This is a genomic window from Flavobacterium sp. GCM10022190 (assembly GCF_042656445.1).
GTDB classification, from domain to species: Bacteria; Bacteroidota; Bacteroidia; order Flavobacteriales; family Flavobacteriaceae; genus Flavobacterium; species Flavobacterium nitratireducens.
In genome coordinates this window covers 273229-296828 of the sequence record NZ_JBHSOQ010000003.1, presented here as the reverse complement: position 1 = coordinate 296828, position 23600 = coordinate 273229, and the positions used below count along the sequence as shown (strand labels likewise).

The window sequence follows — 23600 nt, the reverse complement described above, 5'->3', positions numbered from 1 at the left end:
CATTTTGGTCCTACTTATTTCATAATTCTATGGGTAATTCTATTTCAAAGATTGTATTTCCAGCTGATGCATTTATGAGTATTGTACCATTGCAAATTTCTACTCGTTCTTTGATATTGATTATTCCGGAACCTAGTTTTACAGTATCTAAATCAAAACCTTTACCATCATCAAAATAGTATAACGAAATGAATTCATCAAATTCTGAAAGTGTGATTCGAATGTTTTTGGCTTCAGCATGTTTCAATGAATTATTTATTAATTCTTGGCTTATCCTAAATAAATTGATGGCTTGATGATTGCTAATGTTTGAATTGTCAGCTTTGGTCAAATCCTCATATTCAATGTTCACTGTTGTTGCTGTTTTTAGACTTTCGATAAAATTTGTTAAGGTAACACCTATTCCAAAATCATCAATCGAAGCCGGCATCAACGCATTAGACATTAATCGGATTTCAGAAATGGTTTCATCTACGATTTTCTTCATTTCGGCCTTTTTTTCTTCATTTTTTACTCTGTTTTCGATGTAGTGTTTCAATGAAGTTAAATATGGGCCTACACCATCATGTAGTTCTCTAGATAATCGGCGTCTTTCGTCTTCTAAACCGTTTACCAGCATACGTTTTGAAAGTATTCTAGTGTTTTCTTCTTTATTTCTAAATTCAATCAGTTTGTCTCTCATTGCTAATAGACTTATTCCTAATTGATCATTAGAACTTTTGGGTTTAAAATCAGTATGCAAATTCATCTTACCAATATCATCCGAAAATTTTACAGCCCCTTGCAAGGAAGCTTTTAAATTGGCTAATGCATCAAACATTTCTTTTATTTCTTTCGAGTTTTTGATGAATTCATTGGTTTGATTATAGTCGCCTTCAGCCATTATTCGAAGACTTTTTTGCATGTTTTTGATTGGATTGGTAATTATTTTGGTTAATAATAGTGAAAGCATCACGGCTAGTAAAAAAATAGCTAGCGTTAAACCAATCAATCGTTGTTTTAGTTCTTTTAATGGAATAGTTACCTCTTCAACATCTATTTCCGATAGAATAACCATCTTTAATTGGCCTACATTGATGAGGCTGTACACGCTGTAAACTTCAACTCCTCTATAATCATTAAAGACACCTCTGCTATTAATTCCTTTCAACGCATTTTGAACCCCTTTTGTATTTACTACAATTGAATAAGGAATTTTAGTAGGAAAAAAACGGGATTGAGAGCGCATCCTGAAATCTTCGCCTACTAGATAGGATTCTCCACTATCACCCATTCCGGTTCGTTCAAGAAGAATTTTTTTAATTTTAGTATAGTCTAAAATTTTAATTTTTTTCCCGTTTTTCGAATTAGAGATAAAACCAATGGTTGTTTTTTTGTCCACATGGTAAGGGGTTAAATCATGGATTCCAACTTTGTTCGTAATACTGTCAGGTAGCTTTAATTGGTTTTTATCTGTATTTTGTTGGTATAGTTCAGAAGATTCAAATCGTTCCCATTCGGATTTTAATAGATGTTCAATTTGGTTTTTCTTGAGGGTTTTAATCGAGTTTAGTTGCAATAAAATACGATCATTCAGAACCTTGGAAAATTGGATGTAAAATGAAAAAGATAATAAAGCAATTACCAATGCTATTAAACTATTAATTATAATCAGTATTAATGTCTTAATGTTCATTACAATCTTTTTAAGTAAATAGAATAAAAAAGAAGAATCCAACGATTTAGTTTACTCTCTTTACACTATTTTTTATGTAAATATAGAGCGTTTGTTTCTTTAAAAGAAATGGAAATGAATAGTTAAGCTGAATTTCTTCTATATTATTTTTTAAAATGAAAACCAGGAATTCTAATTCGTCTTTTTCCAATATATGATTAATCCTCTTTATAAACTCTTGTTAATACAAAGCTAATATGGGATTGACGATGGCTTAATGTTTCACCACTAATTTTGCTATCAATTTTTGTTTACATGTATAGAATTTTTTACGTTCTCGTTTTTTTTATCTCCTTTATTGTTTCCAGTCAAAATATAAAGTTCAAGACCTTAACAACAGCTGATGGTTTATCTAATAATTCGGTTACGGATATTGTTAGTGATAAAACAGGTGGATTATGGATTGCCACTTGGGATGGTTTAAATTTTTATGACGGACAAAGTTTTACCGTTTTTAAGGAAGAAGTAAATAAGGCTAATTCTTTGAAAGGGAATATGGTATCTAAACTTCTCAAAGATACCCATAACCGTATTTGGGCTTTAACTGATAGAGCAGTTAGTGTGTATCAAGGCAATAAGCATTTTAAAAATTTCTTTTTTAAAACAACACCTTCTGATTTATTCTTATCGGAAAAAGGACAAGTTGTTGTTCGAATTAAAAAAAACTATTTTGTTTTTAAAGAAGGTAAATTTTGTTCCTCAAAAAAAATAACAAGCACAGCCAATACAAATGAGAGTTTGAAAAGTGTATTGCTGGCCAAACATCCTGACGTAATAATAAACGATGTTTACAAAGATTCTGAAGGTTCTATTTGGTATGCAACAAGACGAAATGGATTATACCGTATTCCTAATTCGGCTTCTAATTTTAGCAACAATTTTATCGAACAGTACACCTATGATTTGTACACACCATACAGCTTTTCCAGTAATGAGATAGAAAAAATTCATGAAGATGATTTTGGAAATATTTGGTTGGGTCACAAAGATGGAGGTTTGAGTATGGCTTATGAAGGTTCGGAACAAATAAAAAGTATTATTCCACATCCTAAGCAACAACCTAATCTTCCTAATGAAACGATAAGAGCCATTACTCTTGAAAGAACTAATACAATGTGGTTAGGTTATTATAATCAAGGGGTTTATTGTAGTGTGAACAATGTATTTAAAAAATATCCAATTTCTGAAAGTAAAAGTAATCCCGATTGGAATCGAGTGAGGAGTCTATTTACCTCTTCGGATGGTTCGGTTTGGGTAGGGACTTATGCTGGATTAATTCGTATTAAGAACGGGCAATATGTTTTGTACAAACCAGAGATTTCTAATTTTTTTCCAGCCGCTCGAAATTATTCCCTATTTGAAGATGCCAACCAACAATTGTGGATTGCTTGTTGGGGAGGTGTTGCCAAATTTAATTTGAAGAAAAATACTTTTGAGCCTTTTATAAATCAGAGTAAGTTTAATAATATCCATGTTCGAAAAGTTGAAACATACAAAAATCAATTGGTTGTAGGTACCGAAAAACAGGGAGTGTTACTCATGGATTTAGCTACTGGAAAAATAAATAGAATAACTACTGCTAATGGAATTTTGGGTAATAGTATTTTCTCCTTTCACAAAGATGAAAAAACGAATTATTTATGGATTACTTCATTAGGTGGCGTAAGTATTTATGATATTCAAAAAAATAAAATCGTAAAAAACATCACTGAATCGGATGGTTTGCCTAGTCATATGGTTTATGGTTTGCTACTTCAAAATGATCGTTTTTGGGTAAGTACTACCAAAGGAATTGCAGCTATCAACAAATACAATTTTCGTATTTCTAATTTTGACCCTAATGAAGGTTGGCAAGGTGCTGAGTTTTCGGAGGGAGCCTATTTTCAGGATAAAAAAGGAATACTATTTTTTGGGGGTGTTAATGGTTTGAATTATTTCAATCCTAATACCATTCAGGAAAATAAGGTTAGTACTAAAATAAAATTGATAGTGGATGGTAATGAAAATTACAACCAAAATATAGAAAAAAGTTTTTCTGAAAATGAATTAGAAATAAACTTGATTCCAATACAGTTTCCAGCAAAAAGTACACTTAAATTGTATTATAAACTGGAAGGAGAAGATGAAAACTGGATAGCATTCGATAAAAATCATCCTATCAAATACAATCGTTTGGGTTCAGGAAGTTATCGTTTTTTGGTAAAAGAAGGAGAGAAGGGGATGATTCACCCATCGTATTTTTCGGTTCATATAACGAAGGCTTTTTATGAAACGATTCTGTTTTATATCATAATGATTATTCTAATATTAGTAGGATGTTCTGTTTTTATTTACTTTAAAAATAAGAAATCGGTAGCCCTGCAAAAATATCTAGAAGCACAAATACAAGAACGAACGAAGGTTATTGAAAATCAGAAAAAAGATTTAGAGCGTATAAACGAAAAATTAGATAAAAAGAATAAAAAAATTCTCGCCCAAAAAGAAAAACTCCTACTACTTCATAATAATTTAAAAAGTGAAAATTTTGAAATAGAAAAATTTAAAACCTTTATGCTTTCGGAGTTCCAAGAACCTATTTCTAAGATAATTAAAAGCATCGCTACTTTTAAAAAAAATAGTCCCGAATACCAAGATGTTATAAGTCATTCCAATCAATTGATTAATTTGATTTCGAGTTGGAATTATTTAAATCATGTTAAAGATATTGGTGAGGTTAAAAAATCGGTAGTTGATTTATTTCCTGTATTAAAAAATAGTGTTAGTAAATTACAAAATGAATTGCAACTCAATCATGTTAATTTTAGTTGTGAAATTGCTAATACTCCTACTTACGTAGAAATTGATTTACTCCGATTAAAATTATTGTTGCAATATTATTTTAATGATATCAGTAAATATTCGGATGAGGCAAGTAGTTTGGATATCAAAATGAGTTATGAGGATTGCTTTTTGAACATAAAAGTAGTTTCAAATAGTGAAATTTTAATGAGCAACTGGAATACCATTTTCCATTACAGTCCTTATTTCAAAGCTGTACAAGTTTTGCTTCAAGATTTGAAAGCAAAATTTTGTAATCAATCTGAAGAAAAGTTTGAAACACTACTACAAATTCCACTAGAATTGGTTCAATCTGAAATGCAAATAACAGAAACTATATCTTGGAAACATTTTGAACCCAATCAAAATGACGCTTTGGATGAAACTTCTATTTTAGTTTTTTCAGACCAATCTAATTTTTCAGTCGCATCACAAGTAGTGGAGCATGGGGATTATCGTTTCATTTTTGAAAATTTAGAAAGTAATTTAAATGCTATTTTGAAACAACTTAAGATTTCGGTTATCGTATTGTACGAAACCACAATAACTAAAGAGTTGATTCATTTTTTAAATACCAATAGAGAAACAAATCATTTCAATATACCGATGCTCTATATTTCTGAAAACATAAATTATGAATTGAATGAGCAGTTGTTAGAATATGGTATAGATACAATAATTCAATTGCCCGCTAGTTCATCCTTTGTGCATAAAAAATTGAAATCCTTGGTTGAAAAAAATCAATTTGAAGTTCGAGAAAATAAAATTCAAAAGAAGATTTTCGAAATTATAACTGATGAAGATTCAATTACAACACCTAATGATAAATTGCTAAAAAAAGCCTTAGAAATTATCAAAGAAGAGCTTTCTGAACCTAATTTTAATGTGGAAATTCTAGCCGATAGGTTAGGGATTTCAAGGGTAAAATGCTATCGATTATTTAAAGAAACACTTCGACAATCTCCATCAGATGTTTTGATGTCTCTCCGACTTCAAAAAGCCGAAATTTTATTAAAAACTCGAAATTTAAATGTTTCAGAGGTCAGTTTTGAGTGTGGATATAATGATCCTAAATACTTTGGACGCTCCTTTAAGAAGTATTTTGGAAAAAGTCCTAAAGAATTTAAAGCCCAAACAGTTTAAAAAGGCTATTACCCCTGTATTTGCTTAGTGTTAGCTTAATGTTAGTGTGCAAAATTCCCCTTTTTTAACCCTTTTTTTGGTCTAATTTGAACGATTTGTCCACTTTCTAGAAACAATAATTATCCTTTTAACCTCAATCATAAAATACTTTTGGCGAAACTAAAATACTAATTAAATGAAAAAATTTTATCTATTGTTACTACTTGCTTTAGGCTTTGTGTCCTTTTCCTATTCTCAGGCAACAGTAACAGGAAATGTGGTTTCTAACCCAGACAAGGCTCCAATTCCTGGTGTCTCTGTTTATTTAAAAGGACAGTCATCTGTTGGAACATCAACAGATTTTGATGGAAAATTCAAAATCCAATTAAAAGAAAAAAGCGGAGTATTAGTTTTTTCTTTTATTGGATATCAAACAAAAGAAATTGCTTTTTCTGGTAATCAAGATTTGGTAGTTGCTTTAAGTGAGGAAACAAGTTCTTTGAATGAAGTAGTAGTTATTGGATACGGTTCTCAGAAACGTTCTGATGTTACAGGTTCTATTGCTTCTGTAAAAAGCGAAAATTTTAATAAAGGAGTAGTTGCTAATGCAGGACAATTGTTGCAAGGTAAAGTGGCTGGTGTAAATGTATCTGCTGCAAGTGGTGAGCCGGGAGCTTCGCAAGATATTATCATCCGTGGTGTAGGAAGCTTGCGTTCGGGAACAACACCGTTATATGTTGTAGATGGTTTTGCCTTAGATAATTCAGGAAACGGTGTGGCAACAAACCCTTTGAACTTTATTAATCCTCAGGATATTGAGAGTATTGAAGTATTGAAAGACGCATCTGCAACTGCTATTTATGGTTCTCGTGCTGCAAATGGTGTAATTGTGATTACTACCAAAAAAGGAAAAAAAGGTAATACTCAAATCAATGTATCGATGTCTACTGCATTTTCTACTATTGCTAATAAAGTAGCAGTTTTTGGTGCAGATGAATTTAGAAAGCAAGTGGTTGCAGCTGGAGGAAACTTGGATGATGGGGGTTCAAGTACGGATTGGCAAGATGAATTAAGCCAAACAGGAATTTCTAATAATGTTAATTTTTCTATGAGTGGTGGCACTGAAAATTCAAGCTATGCGGCTTCTGTAGGTTATGATGATCAGCAAGGTATATTGAGAAACAGTAACTTAAAACGTTATTCAGGTCGTTTGAATTTAAACCAAAAAGCACTTGATGATAAGTTTAATGTTAGTTTTAATATGACGGCGACCAAATTAGATAATACTCGTCCAGATGCTAGATCAATTGTGGGTAATATGCTGACAATGAATCCTACTTACTCACCTTATGCAAACGGAGTTCTTAAAACTAATTTGAGTAATGATGTATTTAATCCATTGATTGCTGAGAAGTTATATGGAGATTTTACTAATAATAACCGTATTTTAGCTAACATCTCTCCTTCATATGAATTTATCAAAGGTTTAACTTATAAATTAAATTTAGGTGTCGATTATTCGATAACTGAAAGAGATATTCAAACGATACCTTACTCTACTGAAACAAACACTTCTTTGGGGTCTTTGAATTCTACTTATACTACAAATAGCAACTCATTATTCGAAAATACTTTGACTTATAATGTAAATAAAGAGGCTCATAATTTTACCTTTTTAGTTGGGCATACTTTCCAAAAAACATATGTAGGTCAAAAAAGTTTCAATCTGTCAGGATTTCCTAATAATGGGGTAGAACCTAGATACCAAATTGAAACAGCAAGTGAACGCACGACTCAATCAGCGTATGCAACTAAAAATGAGTTACAGTCATACTTTGGTAGATTGAATTATGCTTTCGATAATAAATATTTGTTTACTGCTACAATGAGAGCCGATGGTTCTTCTAAATTTGGTACTAACAACAAATATGGTTATTTCCCATCGGTTGCTGCAGGTTGGAATATAAGTAAAGAAAGTTTTTTACAAAATTCGGATGTTATCAATAACTTAAAATTAAGAGCCAGTTGGGGAAAAACGGGTAGCCAAGAAATTCCTTCTAAAATTACTAAAGCGAGTTATACTGAAAGTAATGGTGGAAATGATACATATCCTTTAGATCCTTCGGCTACAGATTTGAGTGGATATCCATATGGTTCAATCTATACTCGTTTAGCCAATCCTAATATTCAATGGGAGGTTTCAACTCAAACGAACTTTGGTTTAGATTTTGCCTTATTCAACAATCGTATAACAGGTACTATCGATTATTTTAATAAGATTTCAGATAATATTTTATTAGAAGTTGCTCCAGTAGATCCAATTCAACCTACAGATAAATATTGGACTAATATTCCAAACATGGAAATTAAAAATAACGGTATTGAGTTAGCTTTAGATTACAGTAGTGACAAAACAGCTGATTTCTCATATAACATTGGAGGTAATATTTCAATAACAAAGAACAAAGTTGTAAACTCTCCTTATAAAATTTTAACGACAGGAGGAGCACAAGGAGCTGGACAATCTGGTGCGACAATCAACGGAGTGCTTAATGGACAATCTATAGGAACATTTTATTTTCTGGATTTTACAGGAATAGGAAATGATGGTTTAAATGAGTTTAGAGATACAAACAATGATGGTGAAATTTTAGATAACGACCGAATTGTAGTAGGAAGTGCTATTCCAGATTATATCTACGCTTTTTATTTGAATTTTAAATACAAAAACTTTGATTTAGGATTTAATTTCAATGGAGTAGGTGGTAATAAAATATATAATCACGTTGCGATGTCTTCTTTTAACAAAGGAAGTTTAGCAAACTCATTTAATACAACAAATAGAGCTTCTGAATTTTCAAACGAAGCGGCTACAAACTCTAATACTGTTTCAACAAGATATTTAGAAGATGGAAGTTATTTAAGATTAAACAATGCCACTTTAGGATTTAATTTGAATCCAAAATTAATTGGATTGGATAATGTTTTAAACAACATACGTCTATCATTAACAGGACAAAATTTATTTGTATTGACAAAATACAGCGGATTTGATCCAGAAATTAACACAGGAAGTTCAATAGGAGGTATCCAAACTTTTGGTATTGATTATTTCAGTTACCCAAAAAACAGAACTGTTTTGTTTGGATTAAACGTAGCATTTTAAAAAAAAAATCAAAATGAAAAATAAAATAATAGTAGCAACTCTTTCATTGAGTTTATTATTTAACTGGAGCTGTACCAGTTTAAATGAAGAAGTTTTAGATGAATCTTTAAATGGAAGTGGACAGGCAGAAGCAATTAGTGGAGCAGTTGCTCCGGCTTATGGACAAATTTCCGCGACTTGGTTACACACTAATTATTATGGATTGCAATTAATAGCTAGTGACGAAGCAATATTGCCTTATCGTGGAGGAACGGATTGGTATGATGGAGGAAAATTTTTAGCAGTGCATTCTCATACAATAACCCCAACGAATGATTTAGTTACCTCTTCTTGGAAAGAATTAACTAAAAATATCTCTAGAACTTTATCTGCTATTGAAGTTTTAACTCCTTTAGCTCAAGGAGGAAACAAAGAGGCTGAAGGGGCACTTTATGAAATGAAAGCCTTAAGAGCTTATTTGAATATGCTTACGTTAGATAGCTGGGGATTAGTATTTAAAAAAGAATCATCGGCAGCTTTTTCAGAAGTTCTAAGAGGTCAAGATGCTATTAATTACATAGAAAGTGAATTATTATCGGTAGTTGATGTTATCAATAAAGATAAAGGTCCAGGCAGAATGACGCAGGCTGCAGTTTGGGGATTTTTAGCAAGATTACATTTGAATGCTGCTGTTTACAGAGATCCTTATGGAACTCCTAAATTCACTACAGAAGACATGAATAAGGTTATTAAATATACTGATAACATCATTAATTCTGGCAAATTTACTTTATCACCTGAGTACTTTGAATTGTTTAATGATAATAATAATTCGAATAAAGAATTAATTTTTGCACTAGATCAAAGAGGTGTTCTTAAGGATGAAAATAACCGTTGGGCCTATTGGTCTATTCCAGGTTCGATGTTTCCTAGACCAGAAAAAATCAATGCTGATGGAACTGATGGTCCTGCTATTACCTCTGATTTTTATCAAACATGGGTTGATGCTTATGGCAGTGTAGACCCAGCCGATGCTGATTCTAGATTTTATCAAAATAATGCAAAGGTGCCAAATCATTTAAAAGATTTGACAGGTTTATCGCCATTAAATGATCAAAATCATTATTACTGTGTAAAAGGAGAGGATTTTGAAATTGACAGAGGTATTTTAAGAGGTGTTCAATGGGCTGCCAGAAAAGATGCTAATGGAGCTTTCTTTAAATGTGATAATGGGTACAGAATTTATCCTGTAAAGCAAATTAAAGGAAATGGACCAGACAAAAACGTAGGTTATGTTGATTTGACTTTAAAAGTAGATTTTAGTAACGAAGGAAGATTGCACCATGCAGGCTATAGAGTTTCTAAATATCAGTTTAGTCATACTTCTCCAGATGGTAATTATTTTAGTAGTGTAGATATTGTTTTAATGCGTTTTGCAGAAATTTATTTGATGCGTGCCGAAGCCAAATTGCGAAATGGTGATAATGCAGGTGCTTTGGCTGATATGAACAAAGTAAGAACTTCAAGAACGGCTCGTGCTCCAATTCCTGCTGCTTTACCTGCTATTAGTTTAGATATTCTATACAGAGAATTAGGCTTTGAATTTTATTGGGAAGGTTTAAGAAGAACGAATCAAATTCGTTTTGGACATTATGAAGATGCTTGGACTGAAAAATCAGACACGGATGTTAATCATAGATTGTTCCCAATCCCTCAGGTGGCCATTGATGGTGCCTCAAATACTCCAGGTTATTTAATTCAAAATAAGGGGTATTAGAAAATTAATTTGAATTGTTTTGTTTATTTTTTGGTTAAAGGCTGGCTAGTTTTTGCGTAAGTAAATATTATCACCAGCCTTTACTTTTTCCTTTTTTTAAGAAAAAAAAACGCCTAATAATAAGTACAACACAAATTAATGAGTAGTAATACAAATAAATAGTAATTCTATTTTTAATGAAACAATACATAAAATTAGTTTTAATACTAATCGTATCTCTTTTAGGGATTAACAACAAACTTTATGCTCAAAACAGCATAAAAATACATTCGCATAATGACTACAATCAACAGGTTCCTTTTTGGGATGCATTTGCTAACGGAGCTTCTTCAATTGAAGCGGATATTTTCTTAAAAGACAATCATTTATATGTGGCGCATACCGACAAAGAAATTCAAACATCAAGAACCTTAGAATCGTTATACTTAAAGCCTTTGGAAAATGCTTTAAAGATGGGATTCAAAAAAGAACAAACACTATTTTTCTTGATTGATAGTAAGACAGAAGCGGTAACCACATTGAACCATTTGGTTAAAAGTTTAAAGAAACACCCAGCTATTATTTCGAATGCATCGGTAAAAATTATTATTTCGGGAAATAGACCTCCTGCTACAACTTATTCAAGCTATCCTGATTTTATTTATTTTGACTATCAAGAAATAGATAAGGATATTGCTGCAGAAAATTTGAAAAAAGTGGCCATGGTAAGTCTGAATTTTAAGAACTATTCTAGTTGGAATGGCAAAGGACGATTAACACATGAAGATTATAAACAGGTTACAGCGGCTATCGCACAAGCAAAGGCTTTTCAAAAACCCATTCGTTTTTGGGCATCACCAGATTCTAACAGTGCATGGAAAGCACTAATTGATTTAGGTGTAGATATTGTTAATACGGATTCGCCTTATGATTGTGTGCAATATGTAGCGTCCTTAGCGAAACGATATGTCACAGCCTCTAATTTTTCTAAAGTCTATACTCCTAGTTTTAAAACAGACCAACAACCATCAACAGTAAAAAACATTATTTTACTTATCGGAGATGGAAATGGTTTAACCCAAATTTCTTCGGCAGTTTTAGCAAATAATGGTGTTTTGTCGTTGACCCAATTAAAAAGTTTGGGACTTTTAAAAACCCAATCGGCAGATGATTTTACTACCGATTCAGCGGCTGCAGGAACGGCTTTGGCTACTGGAATAAAAACCAATAATAGAGCTATAGGAGTGGATACTTTAGGAAAACCAAAAGAAAACATTCTTGAATTTTTGCATCATAAAGGGTTTTCAACGGGATGTATTACCACTGACGAAATTGTTGGGGCAACACCAGCTGCTTTTTTTGCACACCGATTGGATCGATCAGATGCAGAGGGAATTGCTACTGATTTAGTAAACTCGAAACTCGATTTGTTTGTAGGAGGAGGGGCAACCTATTTTAAAGATAAAAAGATTACGTCAACATTTTCAATCCTTCCTTCGGTAGCAGCCATTGCTATGGCAAAAACAAATCCAATAGGTGTTTTTATTGGCGAAAAAGGAGTGTCTTCTGTTTTAGATGGTAGAGGAAATGTATTAGCCGAAGCTACTAAAAATAGTTTGGACTATTTGAATCAAAAAAAGAAGCCTTTTTTCTTAATGGTGGAAGGAGCTCAAATTGATAGTTTTGGTCATGCCAATAATGTAGCCGGAATTGTTGCTGAAACCTTGGATTTTGACAAAGCAATTACCGAAGCCTTACTTTTTGCCGATAAAAACGATGGAACTTTGGTTTTAATAACCGCTGACCATGAAACTTCTGGATTTGCGATTCCACAGGGAGATGTTAAAAAACACGAGATTGAAGGCGATTTTATTACTCACGATCATACAGGAACAATGGTACCTCTTTTTGCCTATGGTCCACAATCCAATAAATTCACAGGAGTGTATGAAAATAATGAATTGTTTCATAAAATTCTCGAAGTGTTACAATACAATAAATAAGCATGAATAGTAGAATCATAGTTTGGGTAGTATTTCTTTGCTCTATTTTGGGCTATAGCCAAGACGCTGCTAAATTGTCGGGTAGGGTATTTTTGGATGCAAATCAAAATAAGATACGCGATAAAAATGAAAAAGGCATTGCTAATGTTTTGGTTTCAAACGGAAAAGCTATTGTTAAAACAGATGCCTTGGGGTATTATGAGATTGAAAAAATAACAGGAGAAACTGTTTTTGTAATTAAACCCAGTGGATTTCAATTTCAATTGAATGCCTCAAAAAAGCTACCGTTTTATGTTCCGTATGACCAAATGGAACAGATAGAAAATTATGATTTCCCCTTGGTTTTTCATAACGAAAAGAAACCTATTAAAATGGTTTTGTTAGGAGATACCCAGGTAGATGTTATTGATGATGTGCATCATGTAGCTAAATTAGTAACCGAGGAATTGATGGATAAAGACATCGATTTTATTGTTCCACTGGGTGATTTGTCTTTCGATAATGCATTTATTTTTAAACCTTTATCGGAAGTATTAGGACTTATTGGTGCTCCCGTTTTGTATACTATTGGGAATCACGATTTGAATTGGAATACTACTTTTAACGAAAGGGACAAAAGTTTTAAAAGTATTTTTGGACCTTCTTATTATGCTTTCGAATACGGCAATCAACTAAATGTTGTTCTTAATACTATTTATCCAATAGGAAATAACAATTATGAAGGAAGATTAGATAAAACGCAATTGGATTTCTTAACTCAATTAATTGAAATGGAAAAAGAAACGTTTCATTCTATCCAAATCTTTATGCATATTCCGCTGGAAGATATGAAAGACAAAGAAGATCTGATAAGCCGTTTAAAACCGTTTGAAAATGTTTTTTTGGCAGCAGGTCATACGCATACCCAATACCATCGATATTTTGAAAGAACAAACCAAAAAGCAATTCACGAATTAGTGGCAGGGGCAGTTTGTGGCTCTTGGTGGCAAGGGCCACATGATATGGATCAAATTCCTTTTGCTTTGATGTATGACGGTACACCTAAGGGCTATTGGACGGTTAGCATTGACCAACAACAATATGATTTTACATATAAGGTTTCAGCCGCCGCTCCCGAAAAACAAATCAATATTACAGTACCTAATAAAAAAGAATGGGATACTTTGTTGAATGATTTGAATGATGGGTTTATTTATGCCAATGTTTTTGCGGCAGATGAGTCGACAGCAGTATCAATAAGTATCGATGATGGTCCATGGGTTCAAATGAAAAAATACAACGGAATTGACCCTACTGTTTCCAAACTGTACTATCTACAATCTAAAGGGAGATTTGCTGCTGAATCGATGGCCAACTTTCCCAAACCAGAAACCTTAAGTACGCATTTATGGCGAATTGAATTACCATCTAACTTATCAGTAGGAGCGCATCGAGTGAAAGTGAAAGCTAAAAGTAGTCCTTTAAACGTTGAGGTTACTGGAAATGCCGTTTTGTGGATTGATGAGTAGTAGGATATTTTTGGCCGTTAAGAATGCGATGCTTCGAAACCCATTCTAACACATTTTTAACTTCAAATTATATAAGAACCTCGTTTAAAGTGATTTAAATGAGGTTTTTTTGTGTTTTTTCGAAATTAGTTTTTATGGGGATGTTATGTTGTGCAACAGCTACGGCTATTAGCAGCCGTATTTAATTAAAATGAGAATATAAATAATCACTTGCAAATGATGGTCTATTATTTAAAAGAAACTGCTTCAGTTCTTCGTTAGAGCTGTTATTAGAATTAAAACCTAAATCCTCATCTTTTAAATGCTTATTTACTACTTTAGAAATTGAAAATGAAAAGTAAAGTCCTCTCCCAATATCTGAAACACTAACTAAAATTCCTTTTCCAAGTAATGCCGAGACTATTGGATTATCAATTGGCATAGCTATAGCTTTTCTTCTCATTATTATAAATTCTCTTAATACAGACTTTTCATGTGGATCAAGATTCTTAATATCTTCCGTTATTTCTTTAATAAACTCTTTTTTGTAAATCAATTGTCTAATTTTATCAACAAAATAATATAAAATGGAAAGTAATATAAATGAAGTACTAACAATGAATATTATACCGAAATATTTACCAAAATCCTTCTTGAATTCTGTTAGGTTTAATTGGGACAAGTATGTACTTGTAATAAACAATAAAATTCCCGAAACTATCGCACAAAGAATAAATATCTTAATAGGAATTTTTGCGAAATCTAGTAAATCTGAAAACTTGAAGTTCATAGTAGTGTGTCTTAATATTGCTGGTAACGTCAGACTGTGAAAAATTCTCACAGTCTAGCAACAAATATAGTTTTTTTATTTTTTTAATGGAGAGAAAAATCGTATTTAAGTATGCAATATATCCAAGGAATTTCTCGCCATCAATTACAGTTTAGTAGTTTAGAAGATAAAATTACAGTAGATAATCTGGTTCGGTTTATCGATGCTTTTGTAAATGTTTTACATTTTAAAAAACTCGATTGTAACCCATTCTAATTTTAGATTTTTGGAGTATGACTAAATAATAAACCTCCTTTAAATCGCTTTAAAAGAGGTCTGATTTTATGTTTTTAGTAGAGGTTGTTGAACAGCTACGGCTCTTATAAGCAGTTCTTTTACTCGGTTCTAATAAATCTTATTCGTTTCTTATTTGTATATAATAGAACTTCCATTTCTAATTCCGTTAGCTTTAGGATTTGTAAATCTACCGTTTGTGTTCCGAAATTATAATGAACGACATTTGAAATAGTATCAAATTCATATTTTCGGCATAATCTTTCGATTAACTTTTTATTAGCAAACATTTCAAATACCACACTATCTTTATAAAATGTCGTTTTTTCTGTTGCGTTTTGCCCAGTTTGATCAACAACATCTTGCATTTTCCAACTTCCTATTATTTTTTTTGGTTCAATTTTCGGTTCAGTATTTTTGCACGACACAAAAAATATTAATATTGGCATTATAAAGCTGTATTTCATTTAAAAAAGCGAGATTAGAAATTGCTTATGAATAGTTTATATGTTTGACAAAACCACCTAATTTTGGATGGATATATGTGATGACTGGCACACAATATTTTTTTTTAAATATATTATTTTTTTCTTACAAACGAATAAAAGGGTAATATCAATATCAATCTCAATGACAAATTTTAAAAGAAGCACCGTCCGCGTGAAGGATGGAAGTGGAGCTCTCCCGATTTTTCATTGGGAAGCGGGAACGGACAGCCTGACCTCGTTGCTGCACTGAGTGTCTTTTTTGCACAATAGTGGTCCAACGAGGGCACGCCCAAAAAAAAAAAACGACCAGAAATAAATCCTAGTCGTTTTTAAAAGTATTGTGGCGAATGTTTATCCTAAAAAGGCTTTCAATTCGTCGTAGGTTTTAATTTTTGTGCTTACTTTTTCTTTGTTGAGTACGCTTTCAATTTGTGTTGGGATTGGCAAAGTCACGTTTAAGGCTGGTTCTACCACGTCTAGGAACTTGATAGGGTGGGCGGTTTCTAAGAAAACACCAATTGCGTTAGGGTAGTTTTCCAATTCTTTTTTCAACCCTAAATAACCTACGGCTCCGTGTGGTTCGGCAATGTAACCATCGGTGTTGTAGATTTTTTTCATGGCTGCCAAGGTTTCATCGTCGGTGTAAGTATAGGAAGAAAAGTCTTTTTTGAACTGTTCTAAATCGTTGCCATACATTTCTTGAATACGAATAAAGTTACTTGGGTTTCCTACGTCCATAGCGTTGGAAATCGTAGCAATAGAAGGTTTAGGATCGTACACTCCGTTTACAAGGAATCTTGGTACGGTATCGTTTACGTTAGTCGCAGCAACAAAATGGTCGATGTTTAATCCCATTTTCTTAGCAATAATACCAGCACAAATGTTTCCGAAGTTGCCACTAGGACAAGAGAAAACCAACGGGCGATTTTGGGACTTCAACGCCTTGTAAGCAAAAAAGAAATAAAACATTTGCGGTAACCAACGTGCAATGTTAATCGAGTTGGCCGAAGTTAGGTTTTTGTGCGCCAAAGTTTCGTCTAAGAAAGCTTTTTTTACCATATCCTGACAGTCGTCAAAAACACCGTCTACTTCTAAGGCTTTGATGTTTTGCCCCAGAGTCGTTAATTGTTTTTCCTGAATGTCGCTCACTTTTCCGGAAGGGTATAAAATAACTACTTCAACACCCTGAACACCTAGGAAACCACTGGCAACCGCTCCTCCGGTATCTCCCGAAGTAGCAACCAAAACGGTATTGGTATTGTCTTTTCTCTCACGGTTAAAATATCCTAAACAACGTGACATAAAACGCGCTCCCACGTCTTTGAAAGCCATTGTAGGTCCGTGGAATAATTCTAGTGAATAGATGTCTTTTTCTACAGGAACTACAGGGAAATCAAAGCATAAAGTTTCATCTATGATTTGTTTTAAAGTTTCGGCTGGGATTTCGTCGCCTACAAATTGTTGGATAGCTTCGAAAGCAATTTCTTCGTGACTTAAATTTTCGATGTTATCAAAAAAAGATTGTGGAAGAGGAGTAATATTTTCTGGGAAATACAAACCTCTATCAGAAGCTAATCCCTGAATTACGGCTTCCTGAAAAGATACTTTTGGGGCGTTATGGTTTAAACTGTAATACTTCATTATGATTTTTGATTTCTGATTGAAGACTAACGATTTTTGATTTTTTAGATCTGAAATAGTTAATCTAAAATCTTAAATAATTTTCTAAATTCTAATTTCTGCTTTGTAACTTCTGCCTTCTAACTTCTACTTTCTAACTTTAAATCACTCTCATTCCCGTGTCATTGACTTTACACACGTGGATTTCATAAGGCAAATTGATTGCATCGTAAACGGCACACATTCCTTTGGCAATTTTTACGGCTGCGTCTTTTCCTCTGCTTAAAGCAAAAATAGAAGGTCCTGAACCTGAAATTCCGGAACCTAAAGCACCGTTTTCATAAGCTGATTGTTTGATTAAATCAAAACCAGGAATTAATACGCTACGCAAAGGTTCTACGATTTCGTCGTGCAAAGAACGCCCGATTAAATCGTAATCCTGAGTGTATAATCCAGCGACTAATCCGCCTACATTTCCCCATTGCGTAATGGCGCTTTTTAAGGAAACGTTTTGTTTTAATACAGAACGCGCATCTGATGTTTTTAATTCAATTTGGGGATGAATTACGGTAGCGTACAATTCGTTTGGACTGTCAATTTTGATAATATCCAAAGGATTCGAACTTCTTACTAAGGTAAATCCACCCAAAAGGGCAGGAGCCACATTATCGGCATGGGCATTACCTGAAGCTAATTTTTCACCTTGCATGGCAAACTTTACCAATTCTTTTCGGGTAAATGGATTACCTAATAATTCATTGGCACCAAAAACAGCTCCAGCCGAACTGGCCGCACTACTACCAATTCCGCTTCCGGCTTTGATGTGTTTGTAAATTTCGATTTCGAATCCAAATTCGGCATCTACTTCTTCAAGCATCGCTAATAATGCCACACCAGCCACGTTTTTCTCTGCTTCCAAAGGTAAATTAGCTCCTTCAATTTTAGTGATGCGAACACCTTTTTCAGCCGATTTGCGAACAATCATTTCGTCACCTACATTATCCAAACACAATCCTAGTACGTCAAATCCGCAGGACAAGTTGGCAATAGTTGCAGGGCAAAATACTTTTACTTCATTCATATGTTTTTGTTTTTAGCCACGAAGGCTCAAAGGCACAAATTTTATTTTTTATCTTTTAATCGGCTAAGATTATTTTTTCTTTTCAGTTTCTGAAAATAGATTCAGAGAACTTTTCGATAAAGTTTCTAAAAAAAACTTAGCGTCTTAGTGGCTCGTCCTAAACGTTTCCTATTCTAATTACATCGGCAAAAATTCCCGAAGCGGTAACCGCTGCTCCCGCACCAGCTCCTTTGATTAATAACGGTTGGTCTACGTAACGATCCGTATAGAATAATACAATATTGTCTTTTCCTTCTAGGTTATAGAAAGGATGGTCTTTTGGGATAAATTGCAATCCTACGCTGGCTTTTCCATTTTCAAATTGAGCCACAAATTTTAAGCGGCTGTCTTTTGCTTTGGCTTCCGCCAAAATTCCTTCAAAATGACTGTTGTATTCAATTAAGGATTTAAAGAAATCTTCGTTATTGGTTGTTGCTATACAAGCAGCAGGCAAGAAAGATTGGTTTTCAATATCTTCGATTTCCATTTTGTAACCGCTTTCGCGAATTAAAATCAGGATTTTGCGTGCTACGTCAATTCCGCTTAAGTCAATTTTTGGATCAGGCTCTGTAAATCCTTGTACTCCCGCTTCTTTAACCACATCATGGAACGAATAGTTTTCGTCAAAATTGTTAAAGATAAAGTTCAAGCTTCCTGATAAAACCGCTTGGATTTTGTGTACTTTATCACCTGAAGCGATTAGGTTTTTTACCGTGTCAATAATAGGTAATCCAGCTCCCACGTTTGTTTCAAATAAGAAAGGAGCATTGTATTGTCTGGACAGTTTTTTCAGGTTTTTGTAATTATCGTATGCCGAAGCACAAGCAATTTTGTTACAAGTTACCACACCCACACTTTGTTTTAAGAAACGCTCATAGATCGCCGCAACATCTGCATTGGCAGTAATATCTACAAAGATAGAATTACGCAAGTTTAATGAAGTTACTTTTTCGATAAACAATTCTTTGTTAGCTGCTTCTCCGTTTTCAAGAGTGGCTTTCCAAGAATCCAAATCAATTCCGTCATCGTCAAAATGCATTTTTCTGGAATTGGATAAAGCAATGACGCGAACGTTGATTTTTAGATTTTCTTTTAAGAATTTCTTTTGTTGGTGGATTTGCTCGATGAATTTTTCACCTACATTACCCACACCCATTACGAATAAGTTCAGCTGTTTGGTGTTTTCTTCAAAGAAATTTTCGTGCAAAGTGTTCAATGCTTTTTTAACGTCTCTTTCGTTAATTACAGCCGAAATATTTCTTTCCGAAGCACCCTGAGCAATCGCACGGATGTTTACGTTATTTTTTCCCAAAGTACTAAACATTCTTCCGCTTAGACCTTGATGGTTTTTCATGTTTTCACCTACTAATGCAATGATGCATAAGTTTTTCTCCACGATGCAAGGCTCGATTTTGTTTTGCGCAATTTCGATTTCAAATGCGCTGTTAATTGCCGATTCTGCCACATCAGCATCGTTATTCAAGATGCCAATACAAATAGAATGTTCTGAAGAAGCTTGAGTGATAAAAATAACATTGATTCCTTCTTGTGACAATACTTCGAATAGTCTTTTTGAAGAACCTGAAACACCAATCATTCCTGGCCCTTCAAGAGTAATCAATGTAATATTATCAATATGACTAATTCCTCTTACGGGTTGACCATTAGATACCGAAACATTAGAAATGTAAGTTCCTTCGGCCTCTGGTTCAAAAGTATTTTTGATATGAATAGGAATGTTTTTTCTTAAAACAGGTTGGATTGTTGGCGGATATAAAACTTTTGCACCAAAATGCGATAACTCCATTGCTTCTTGGTACGAAATAGTAGCAATAGGTCTGGCTTGTTTTACAATTTTTGGATTAGCTGTAAACATTCCGTTAACGTCTGTCCAAATTTCTAATTCGCTTGCATCTAAGGCACCAGCAATAATTGCAGCAGTATAATCAGAACCACCACGTCCTAAAGTGGTATTGATATCATCCAAAGAAGAAGCGATAAAACCAGGCATAATGGTTACTTGTGCGTCATTTGAATTGAAAAACGCAGTAGTTAAAGCATTAGTAACTTCAAAGTTTACTGCCGCCTTACCATAATTATTATTGGTTTTGATTAATTCACGGCTGTCTTTGTAGCCACTGTTTTTTAGGTTTTGTTTTAGTGCTTCGGCAATAATATAAGAGGAAAGTAATTCTCCAAAACTTAAAATTGTATCTGATGTTCTAGCCGATAATTCACCCAAAAGGAAACAACCATCTAATATGGTTTCTAGATGGTTAACGATTCTTTTAATGTGACTTAAAGAACTACTTTGTTCGCTTACAGGAATTAATTCTTTTAAAGCGTCTAAGTGTTTTTTCTCAATTTCAGCAACGATATCTTTGTAGGTTTCATCGTTTAAGGCTGCTTTAGAAGCAGCAAGTTGCAGCAAATCAGTTACTTTGCTTAGCGCTGAAACGACTACTACTAGTTTGTCATTTTTAGCTTTGTTAAGAACAATATCAAGAACTAGTTTTATATTTTTTGCATTGGCTACCGAAGTTCCACCAAATTTTAATACTTTCATTTTGTATGTTTTATTTTAAAAGCAATGTTTTATATACACCCAAGAACTTTCTTCTAATGAAAAAAGCATCTACGGTTATTGATTATATGTAATAATTGAATACCCCTAAGGGGTAGTAGTAGTTGTAACAGAAATAGCAACCCAAATAGGACTGCTTGTAAGAGAATAATATGTAGTTCTGTTGTTTTTCATAAGAGTTCCCAAAAATACAGTTTTTTATAAAAAGCAAAAAGCTTTTGATGGTTTTTGTGAAAAAATTAAAAAAAGAGCAAATATAGACTATTTGCTAATTTTAATCCGAATGATTGCCTTAAATTTTTACGATATTCTTTCTTTTAGTTGTAAAGTTTTGAAGAAATTTTTATTCTGTTCTGTCCGACTGGAAGTTTATTCAAAATGTATTTTGAAATTCTATTAGCAATCGGTTTTGGAGTGGTTTGTTTTTGTTTGGAATTTTCTTATTTTTTGGTTGTAATACTTTGTTAAGGTATTGAAAGCGGTTTTTTGGTTTGAGAAAAAGGATTTTTGATATAAAAAATAGCTCAAAAAAGAATCATTATTTTTAAAATAACTTTATCATCAAATAAAAAAAAGTATTTTTGCTGTCTAAAAAATTAAGTAAAACAATGTCGATAAACCGTATTTTCCAATTTTTAGTACCGAAGGATAAAAAATTCTTTCCACTTTTTGAAGAGGCTTCTAGTAATTTAATTGAATTAGCTTCTAATTTACATGAAGCAGTTAATCTTCCATTGAAAGAAAGAGAAGTGCTTTTTCATAAAATTGACGAATTAGAACAAAGAGGTGAGGATATTACACGTCAAACGAATTTAGAGTTGAGTAAAAACTTTATCACTCCTTTTGATCGTGAGGATATTCACTCTCTTGTTACTTCTATTGATAACGTTGCCGACCGTTTGCACGGTGCTTCAAGTATTATGCGTTTGTATCAAGTAGACAAGATTACAAAATCGATTCGTAAATTGACTGAAATTAATCTTGAGGCTTGTCAAAATATTGAAATTGCCGTAAAAGAATTGAGAGATTTTAAAAATGCACACAAAATTAAAGCGGCCTGTGCTAAGATTTCTAAGTTAGAAAACAAATCAGATAACGTTTATAATAAAGCGGTATTTGAAATTTTTGAGAATGAAACAGATGCAAAAAGCATTATTAAATACAAAGAAGTATTGTCTATCCTAGAATCGGCTACTGATAAATGTAAAAGTGTAGCTAGTGTTTTAGAATCGATTGCGGTTAAACATTCTTAATTTAATTTATTCTTTGAAGTAATAAGGTATGACTTTACTTATCACAATTATAGTTTTAGCACTAATTTTTGATTACATTAATGGTTTTCATGATGCGGCTAATGCTATTGCAACAGTAGTTGCTACCAAAGTATTGACTCCGTTTCAGGCGGTTCTTTGGGCTGCTTTTTTTAATTTCCTTGCCTATTGGGTTTTTGGTTTTGGAGTAGCAGATACAGTAGCAAAAACGGCGCACACAATGGAGATTAATCTCGTTGTAATTTTAGCTGGTGTTATTGCTGCTATTTGTTGGAATTTACTAACCTGGTGGTTAGGTATTCCATCGAGTTCTTCTCATACATTAATTGGAGGTTTTGCTGGAGCGGCTATTGCTCATGCTATTGCTGTTCACGGTTTTTCAGGTTATATAGGAGAAGATGGAGAAACTCATTATTGGTATCAAATCGTAAGTTGGTATAAGGCTGGTAAAGATGGAGGTATGCCTTCAGGTGTTATTATTATCATTGCTTTTATTGTTTTAGCGCCATTGTTAGGAGCTTTAGCATCTTATTTGATATCGATTTGGTTGTTAAATGCTTCTCGAAAAAATATTGGTCCTAAGATTTTTACTGTGGCTTTGATGCTTGCTACGATTTGGTTTGTAAACCACCAAATGGTTTCTTATGAGGAAATAGAAAAGCCTCGTTTTGATTCTCATTTTTGGAGCGTTGCATTTGATTCCCATAATATTAAATGGCTTTTAGTTGGTTTTATTGTATTGACTGTAAGTTGTTTTTGTTTGATATTTAGTAGTTTAAATTTACATCAAGCAGAAGCAGCTTTAAAGAAAATGCAATTATTGTCTTCTGCTGCATTTAGCTTAGGGCACGGAGGAAATGATTCTCAAAAAGTAATGGGTATTATTGCAGCAGCAGTTGCGGTATATATCCATACTAATCCTGGAGTTCATATGGATTCATGGCTCGATGTGGTCTTGCCTAATGAAGATAAAGGGATAAAAGGACAAATGCCAGGTTGGATTCCATTAGCTTGTTATTCGGCAATTGCAGTGGGAACATTAAGTGGTGGTTGGAAAATTGTCAAAACCATGGGGTCTAAAATTACTAAAGTAACTTCTTTTGAAGGGGTAGCGGCAGAAACAGCTGGAGCTTTGACTTTATATTTTACAGAGCACTTAAAAATTCCAGTAAGTACAACACATACAATTACAGGATCTATAATTGGAGTTGGATTGACTAAACGTGTTTCTGCTGTTCGTTGGGGAGTTACGGTAAGCTTGATTTGGGCTTGGATTTTAACGATTCCAATTTCGGCGTTATTAGCTGCTTTATTTTATTATATATTGACTATTTTTATATAGAATAATAGTTTAAAGATTTAGAAAAACCTCAAATGACCTTTCGTTATTTGAGGTTTTTTTGTTGAATT

At 33.2% G+C, this 23600-nt stretch carries 14 protein-coding genes; 8 read left to right on the top strand and 6 right to left on the bottom strand.

What is annotated here, in order from left to right:
• Positions 1-19: 19 nt before the first annotated feature.
• Positions 20-1675, bottom strand: coding sequence for a sensor histidine kinase (locus tag ACFPTQ_RS11375; RefSeq protein WP_379777633.1), 1656 nt, complete (start codon positions 1673-1675; stop codon positions 20-22).
• Positions 1676-1969: 294 nt separating this feature from the next.
• On the opposite strand from ACFPTQ_RS11375, the gene ACFPTQ_RS11370 reads away from it, so the two are divergent.
• The 5 genes from ACFPTQ_RS11370 to ACFPTQ_RS11350 all read left to right on the top strand — a co-directional run bounded on the left by ACFPTQ_RS11370 (position 1970) and on the right by ACFPTQ_RS11350 (position 14065).
• Positions 1970-5674 (top strand): two-component regulator propeller domain-containing protein, encoded by a 3705-nt coding sequence (locus ACFPTQ_RS11370; protein WP_379777631.1) that lies wholly within the window; start codon positions 1970-1972, stop codon positions 5672-5674.
• A 175-nt stretch (positions 5675-5849) separates the two neighbouring features.
• Positions 5850-8819, top strand: coding sequence for a SusC/RagA family TonB-linked outer membrane protein (locus ACFPTQ_RS11365; RefSeq protein ID WP_379777629.1), 2970 nt, complete (start codon positions 5850-5852; stop codon positions 8817-8819).
• A gap of 13 nt (positions 8820-8832) precedes the next feature.
• On the top strand, positions 8833-10575 hold the full coding sequence (locus tag ACFPTQ_RS11360; RefSeq protein WP_379777627.1) for a RagB/SusD family nutrient uptake outer membrane protein: 1743 nt from the start codon (positions 8833-8835) through the stop codon (positions 10573-10575).
• Positions 10576-10751: 176 nt separating this feature from the next.
• Entirely contained in the window at positions 10752-12557 is a 1806-nt protein-coding gene (locus ACFPTQ_RS11355; RefSeq protein ID WP_379777625.1) for an alkaline phosphatase, read from the top strand.
• A gap of 2 nt (positions 12558-12559) precedes the next feature.
• Positions 12560-14065, top strand: coding sequence for a calcineurin-like phosphoesterase C-terminal domain-containing protein (locus tag ACFPTQ_RS11350; protein WP_379777623.1), 1506 nt, complete (start codon positions 12560-12562; stop codon positions 14063-14065).
• A gap of 181 nt (positions 14066-14246) precedes the next feature.
• Here ACFPTQ_RS11350 and ACFPTQ_RS11345 read toward each other — a convergent pair whose 3' ends face one another.
• Positions 14247-14834, bottom strand: a complete 588-nt coding sequence (locus ACFPTQ_RS11345; protein ID WP_379777621.1) for a super-infection exclusion protein B — start codon at positions 14832-14834, stop codon at positions 14247-14249.
• 111 nt (positions 14835-14945) lie between these two features.
• On the opposite strand from ACFPTQ_RS11345, the gene ACFPTQ_RS11340 reads away from it, so the two are divergent.
• Positions 14946-15089 (top strand): hypothetical protein, encoded by a 144-nt coding sequence (locus tag ACFPTQ_RS11340; RefSeq protein ID WP_379777619.1) that lies wholly within the window; start codon positions 14946-14948, stop codon positions 15087-15089.
• A gap of 119 nt (positions 15090-15208) precedes the next feature.
• Here the strand turns inward: ACFPTQ_RS11340 and ACFPTQ_RS11335 are convergent, their stop codons facing one another.
• The 4 genes from ACFPTQ_RS11335 to thrA form a co-directional block, all read right to left on the bottom strand.
• The gene (locus ACFPTQ_RS11335; protein WP_379777617.1) at positions 15209-15574 is read right to left on the bottom strand and encodes a hypothetical protein; all 366 of its coding nucleotides are present in this window, start codon (positions 15572-15574) and stop codon (positions 15209-15211) included.
• A 372-nt stretch (positions 15575-15946) separates the two neighbouring features.
• Positions 15947-17236 (bottom strand): threonine synthase, encoded by a 1290-nt coding sequence (thrC, locus tag ACFPTQ_RS11330; protein WP_379777615.1) that lies wholly within the window; start codon positions 17234-17236, stop codon positions 15947-15949.
• Positions 17237-17375: 139 nt separating this feature from the next.
• Positions 17376-18296 (bottom strand): homoserine kinase, encoded by a 921-nt coding sequence (locus ACFPTQ_RS11325; RefSeq protein ID WP_379777613.1) that lies wholly within the window; start codon positions 18294-18296, stop codon positions 17376-17378.
• A gap of 157 nt (positions 18297-18453) precedes the next feature.
• Positions 18454-20901, bottom strand: coding sequence for a bifunctional aspartate kinase/homoserine dehydrogenase I (gene thrA, locus ACFPTQ_RS11320; protein ID WP_379777611.1), 2448 nt, complete (start codon positions 20899-20901; stop codon positions 18454-18456).
• A gap of 626 nt (positions 20902-21527) precedes the next feature.
• On the opposite strand from thrA, the gene ACFPTQ_RS11315 reads away from it, so the two are divergent.
• Entirely contained in the window at positions 21528-22172 is a 645-nt protein-coding gene (locus ACFPTQ_RS11315; protein WP_278035798.1) for a DUF47 domain-containing protein, read from the top strand.
• 28 nt (positions 22173-22200) lie between these two features.
• Positions 22201-23532, top strand: a complete 1332-nt coding sequence (locus ACFPTQ_RS11310) for an inorganic phosphate transporter (protein ID WP_379777609.1) — start codon at positions 22201-22203, stop codon at positions 23530-23532.
• The last annotated feature ends 68 nt before the right edge of the window (positions 23533-23600 follow it).

What these genes read in the sequence shown, in the direction of transcription:
- ACFPTQ_RS11375 (WP_379777633.1), bottom strand. Translation starts at nt 1,675, where the DNA reads ATGAACATTAAGACATTAATACTGATTATAATTAATAGTTTAATAGCA.
- ACFPTQ_RS11370 (WP_379777631.1), top strand. Translation starts at nt 1,970, where the DNA reads ATGTATAGAATTTTTTACGTTCTCGTTTTTTTTATCTCCTTTATTGTT.
- ACFPTQ_RS11365 (WP_379777629.1), top strand. Translation starts at nt 5,850, where the DNA reads ATGAAAAAATTTTATCTATTGTTACTACTTGCTTTAGGCTTTGTGTCC.
- ACFPTQ_RS11360 (WP_379777627.1), top strand. Translation starts at nt 8,833, where the DNA reads ATGAAAAATAAAATAATAGTAGCAACTCTTTCATTGAGTTTATTATTT.
- ACFPTQ_RS11355 (WP_379777625.1), top strand. Translation starts at nt 10,752, where the DNA reads ATGAAACAATACATAAAATTAGTTTTAATACTAATCGTATCTCTTTTA.
- ACFPTQ_RS11350 (WP_379777623.1), top strand. Translation starts at nt 12,560, where the DNA reads ATGAATAGTAGAATCATAGTTTGGGTAGTATTTCTTTGCTCTATTTTG.
- ACFPTQ_RS11345 (WP_379777621.1), bottom strand. Translation starts at nt 14,834, where the DNA reads ATGAACTTCAAGTTTTCAGATTTACTAGATTTCGCAAAAATTCCTATT.
- ACFPTQ_RS11340 (WP_379777619.1), top strand. Translation starts at nt 14,946, where the DNA reads ATGCAATATATCCAAGGAATTTCTCGCCATCAATTACAGTTTAGTAGT.
- ACFPTQ_RS11335 (WP_379777617.1), bottom strand. Translation starts at nt 15,574, where the DNA reads ATGAAATACAGCTTTATAATGCCAATATTAATATTTTTTGTGTCGTGC.
- thrC (WP_379777615.1), bottom strand. Translation starts at nt 17,236, where the DNA reads ATGAAGTATTACAGTTTAAACCATAACGCCCCAAAAGTATCTTTTCAG.
- ACFPTQ_RS11325 (WP_379777613.1), bottom strand. Translation starts at nt 18,296, where the DNA reads ATGAATGAAGTAAAAGTATTTTGCCCTGCAACTATTGCCAACTTGTCC.
- thrA (WP_379777611.1), bottom strand. Translation starts at nt 20,901, where the DNA reads ATGAAAGTATTAAAATTTGGTGGAACTTCGGTAGCCAATGCAAAAAAT.
- ACFPTQ_RS11315 (WP_278035798.1), top strand. Translation starts at nt 21,528, where the DNA reads ATGTCGATAAACCGTATTTTCCAATTTTTAGTACCGAAGGATAAAAAA.
- ACFPTQ_RS11310 (WP_379777609.1), top strand. Translation starts at nt 22,201, where the DNA reads ATGACTTTACTTATCACAATTATAGTTTTAGCACTAATTTTTGATTAC.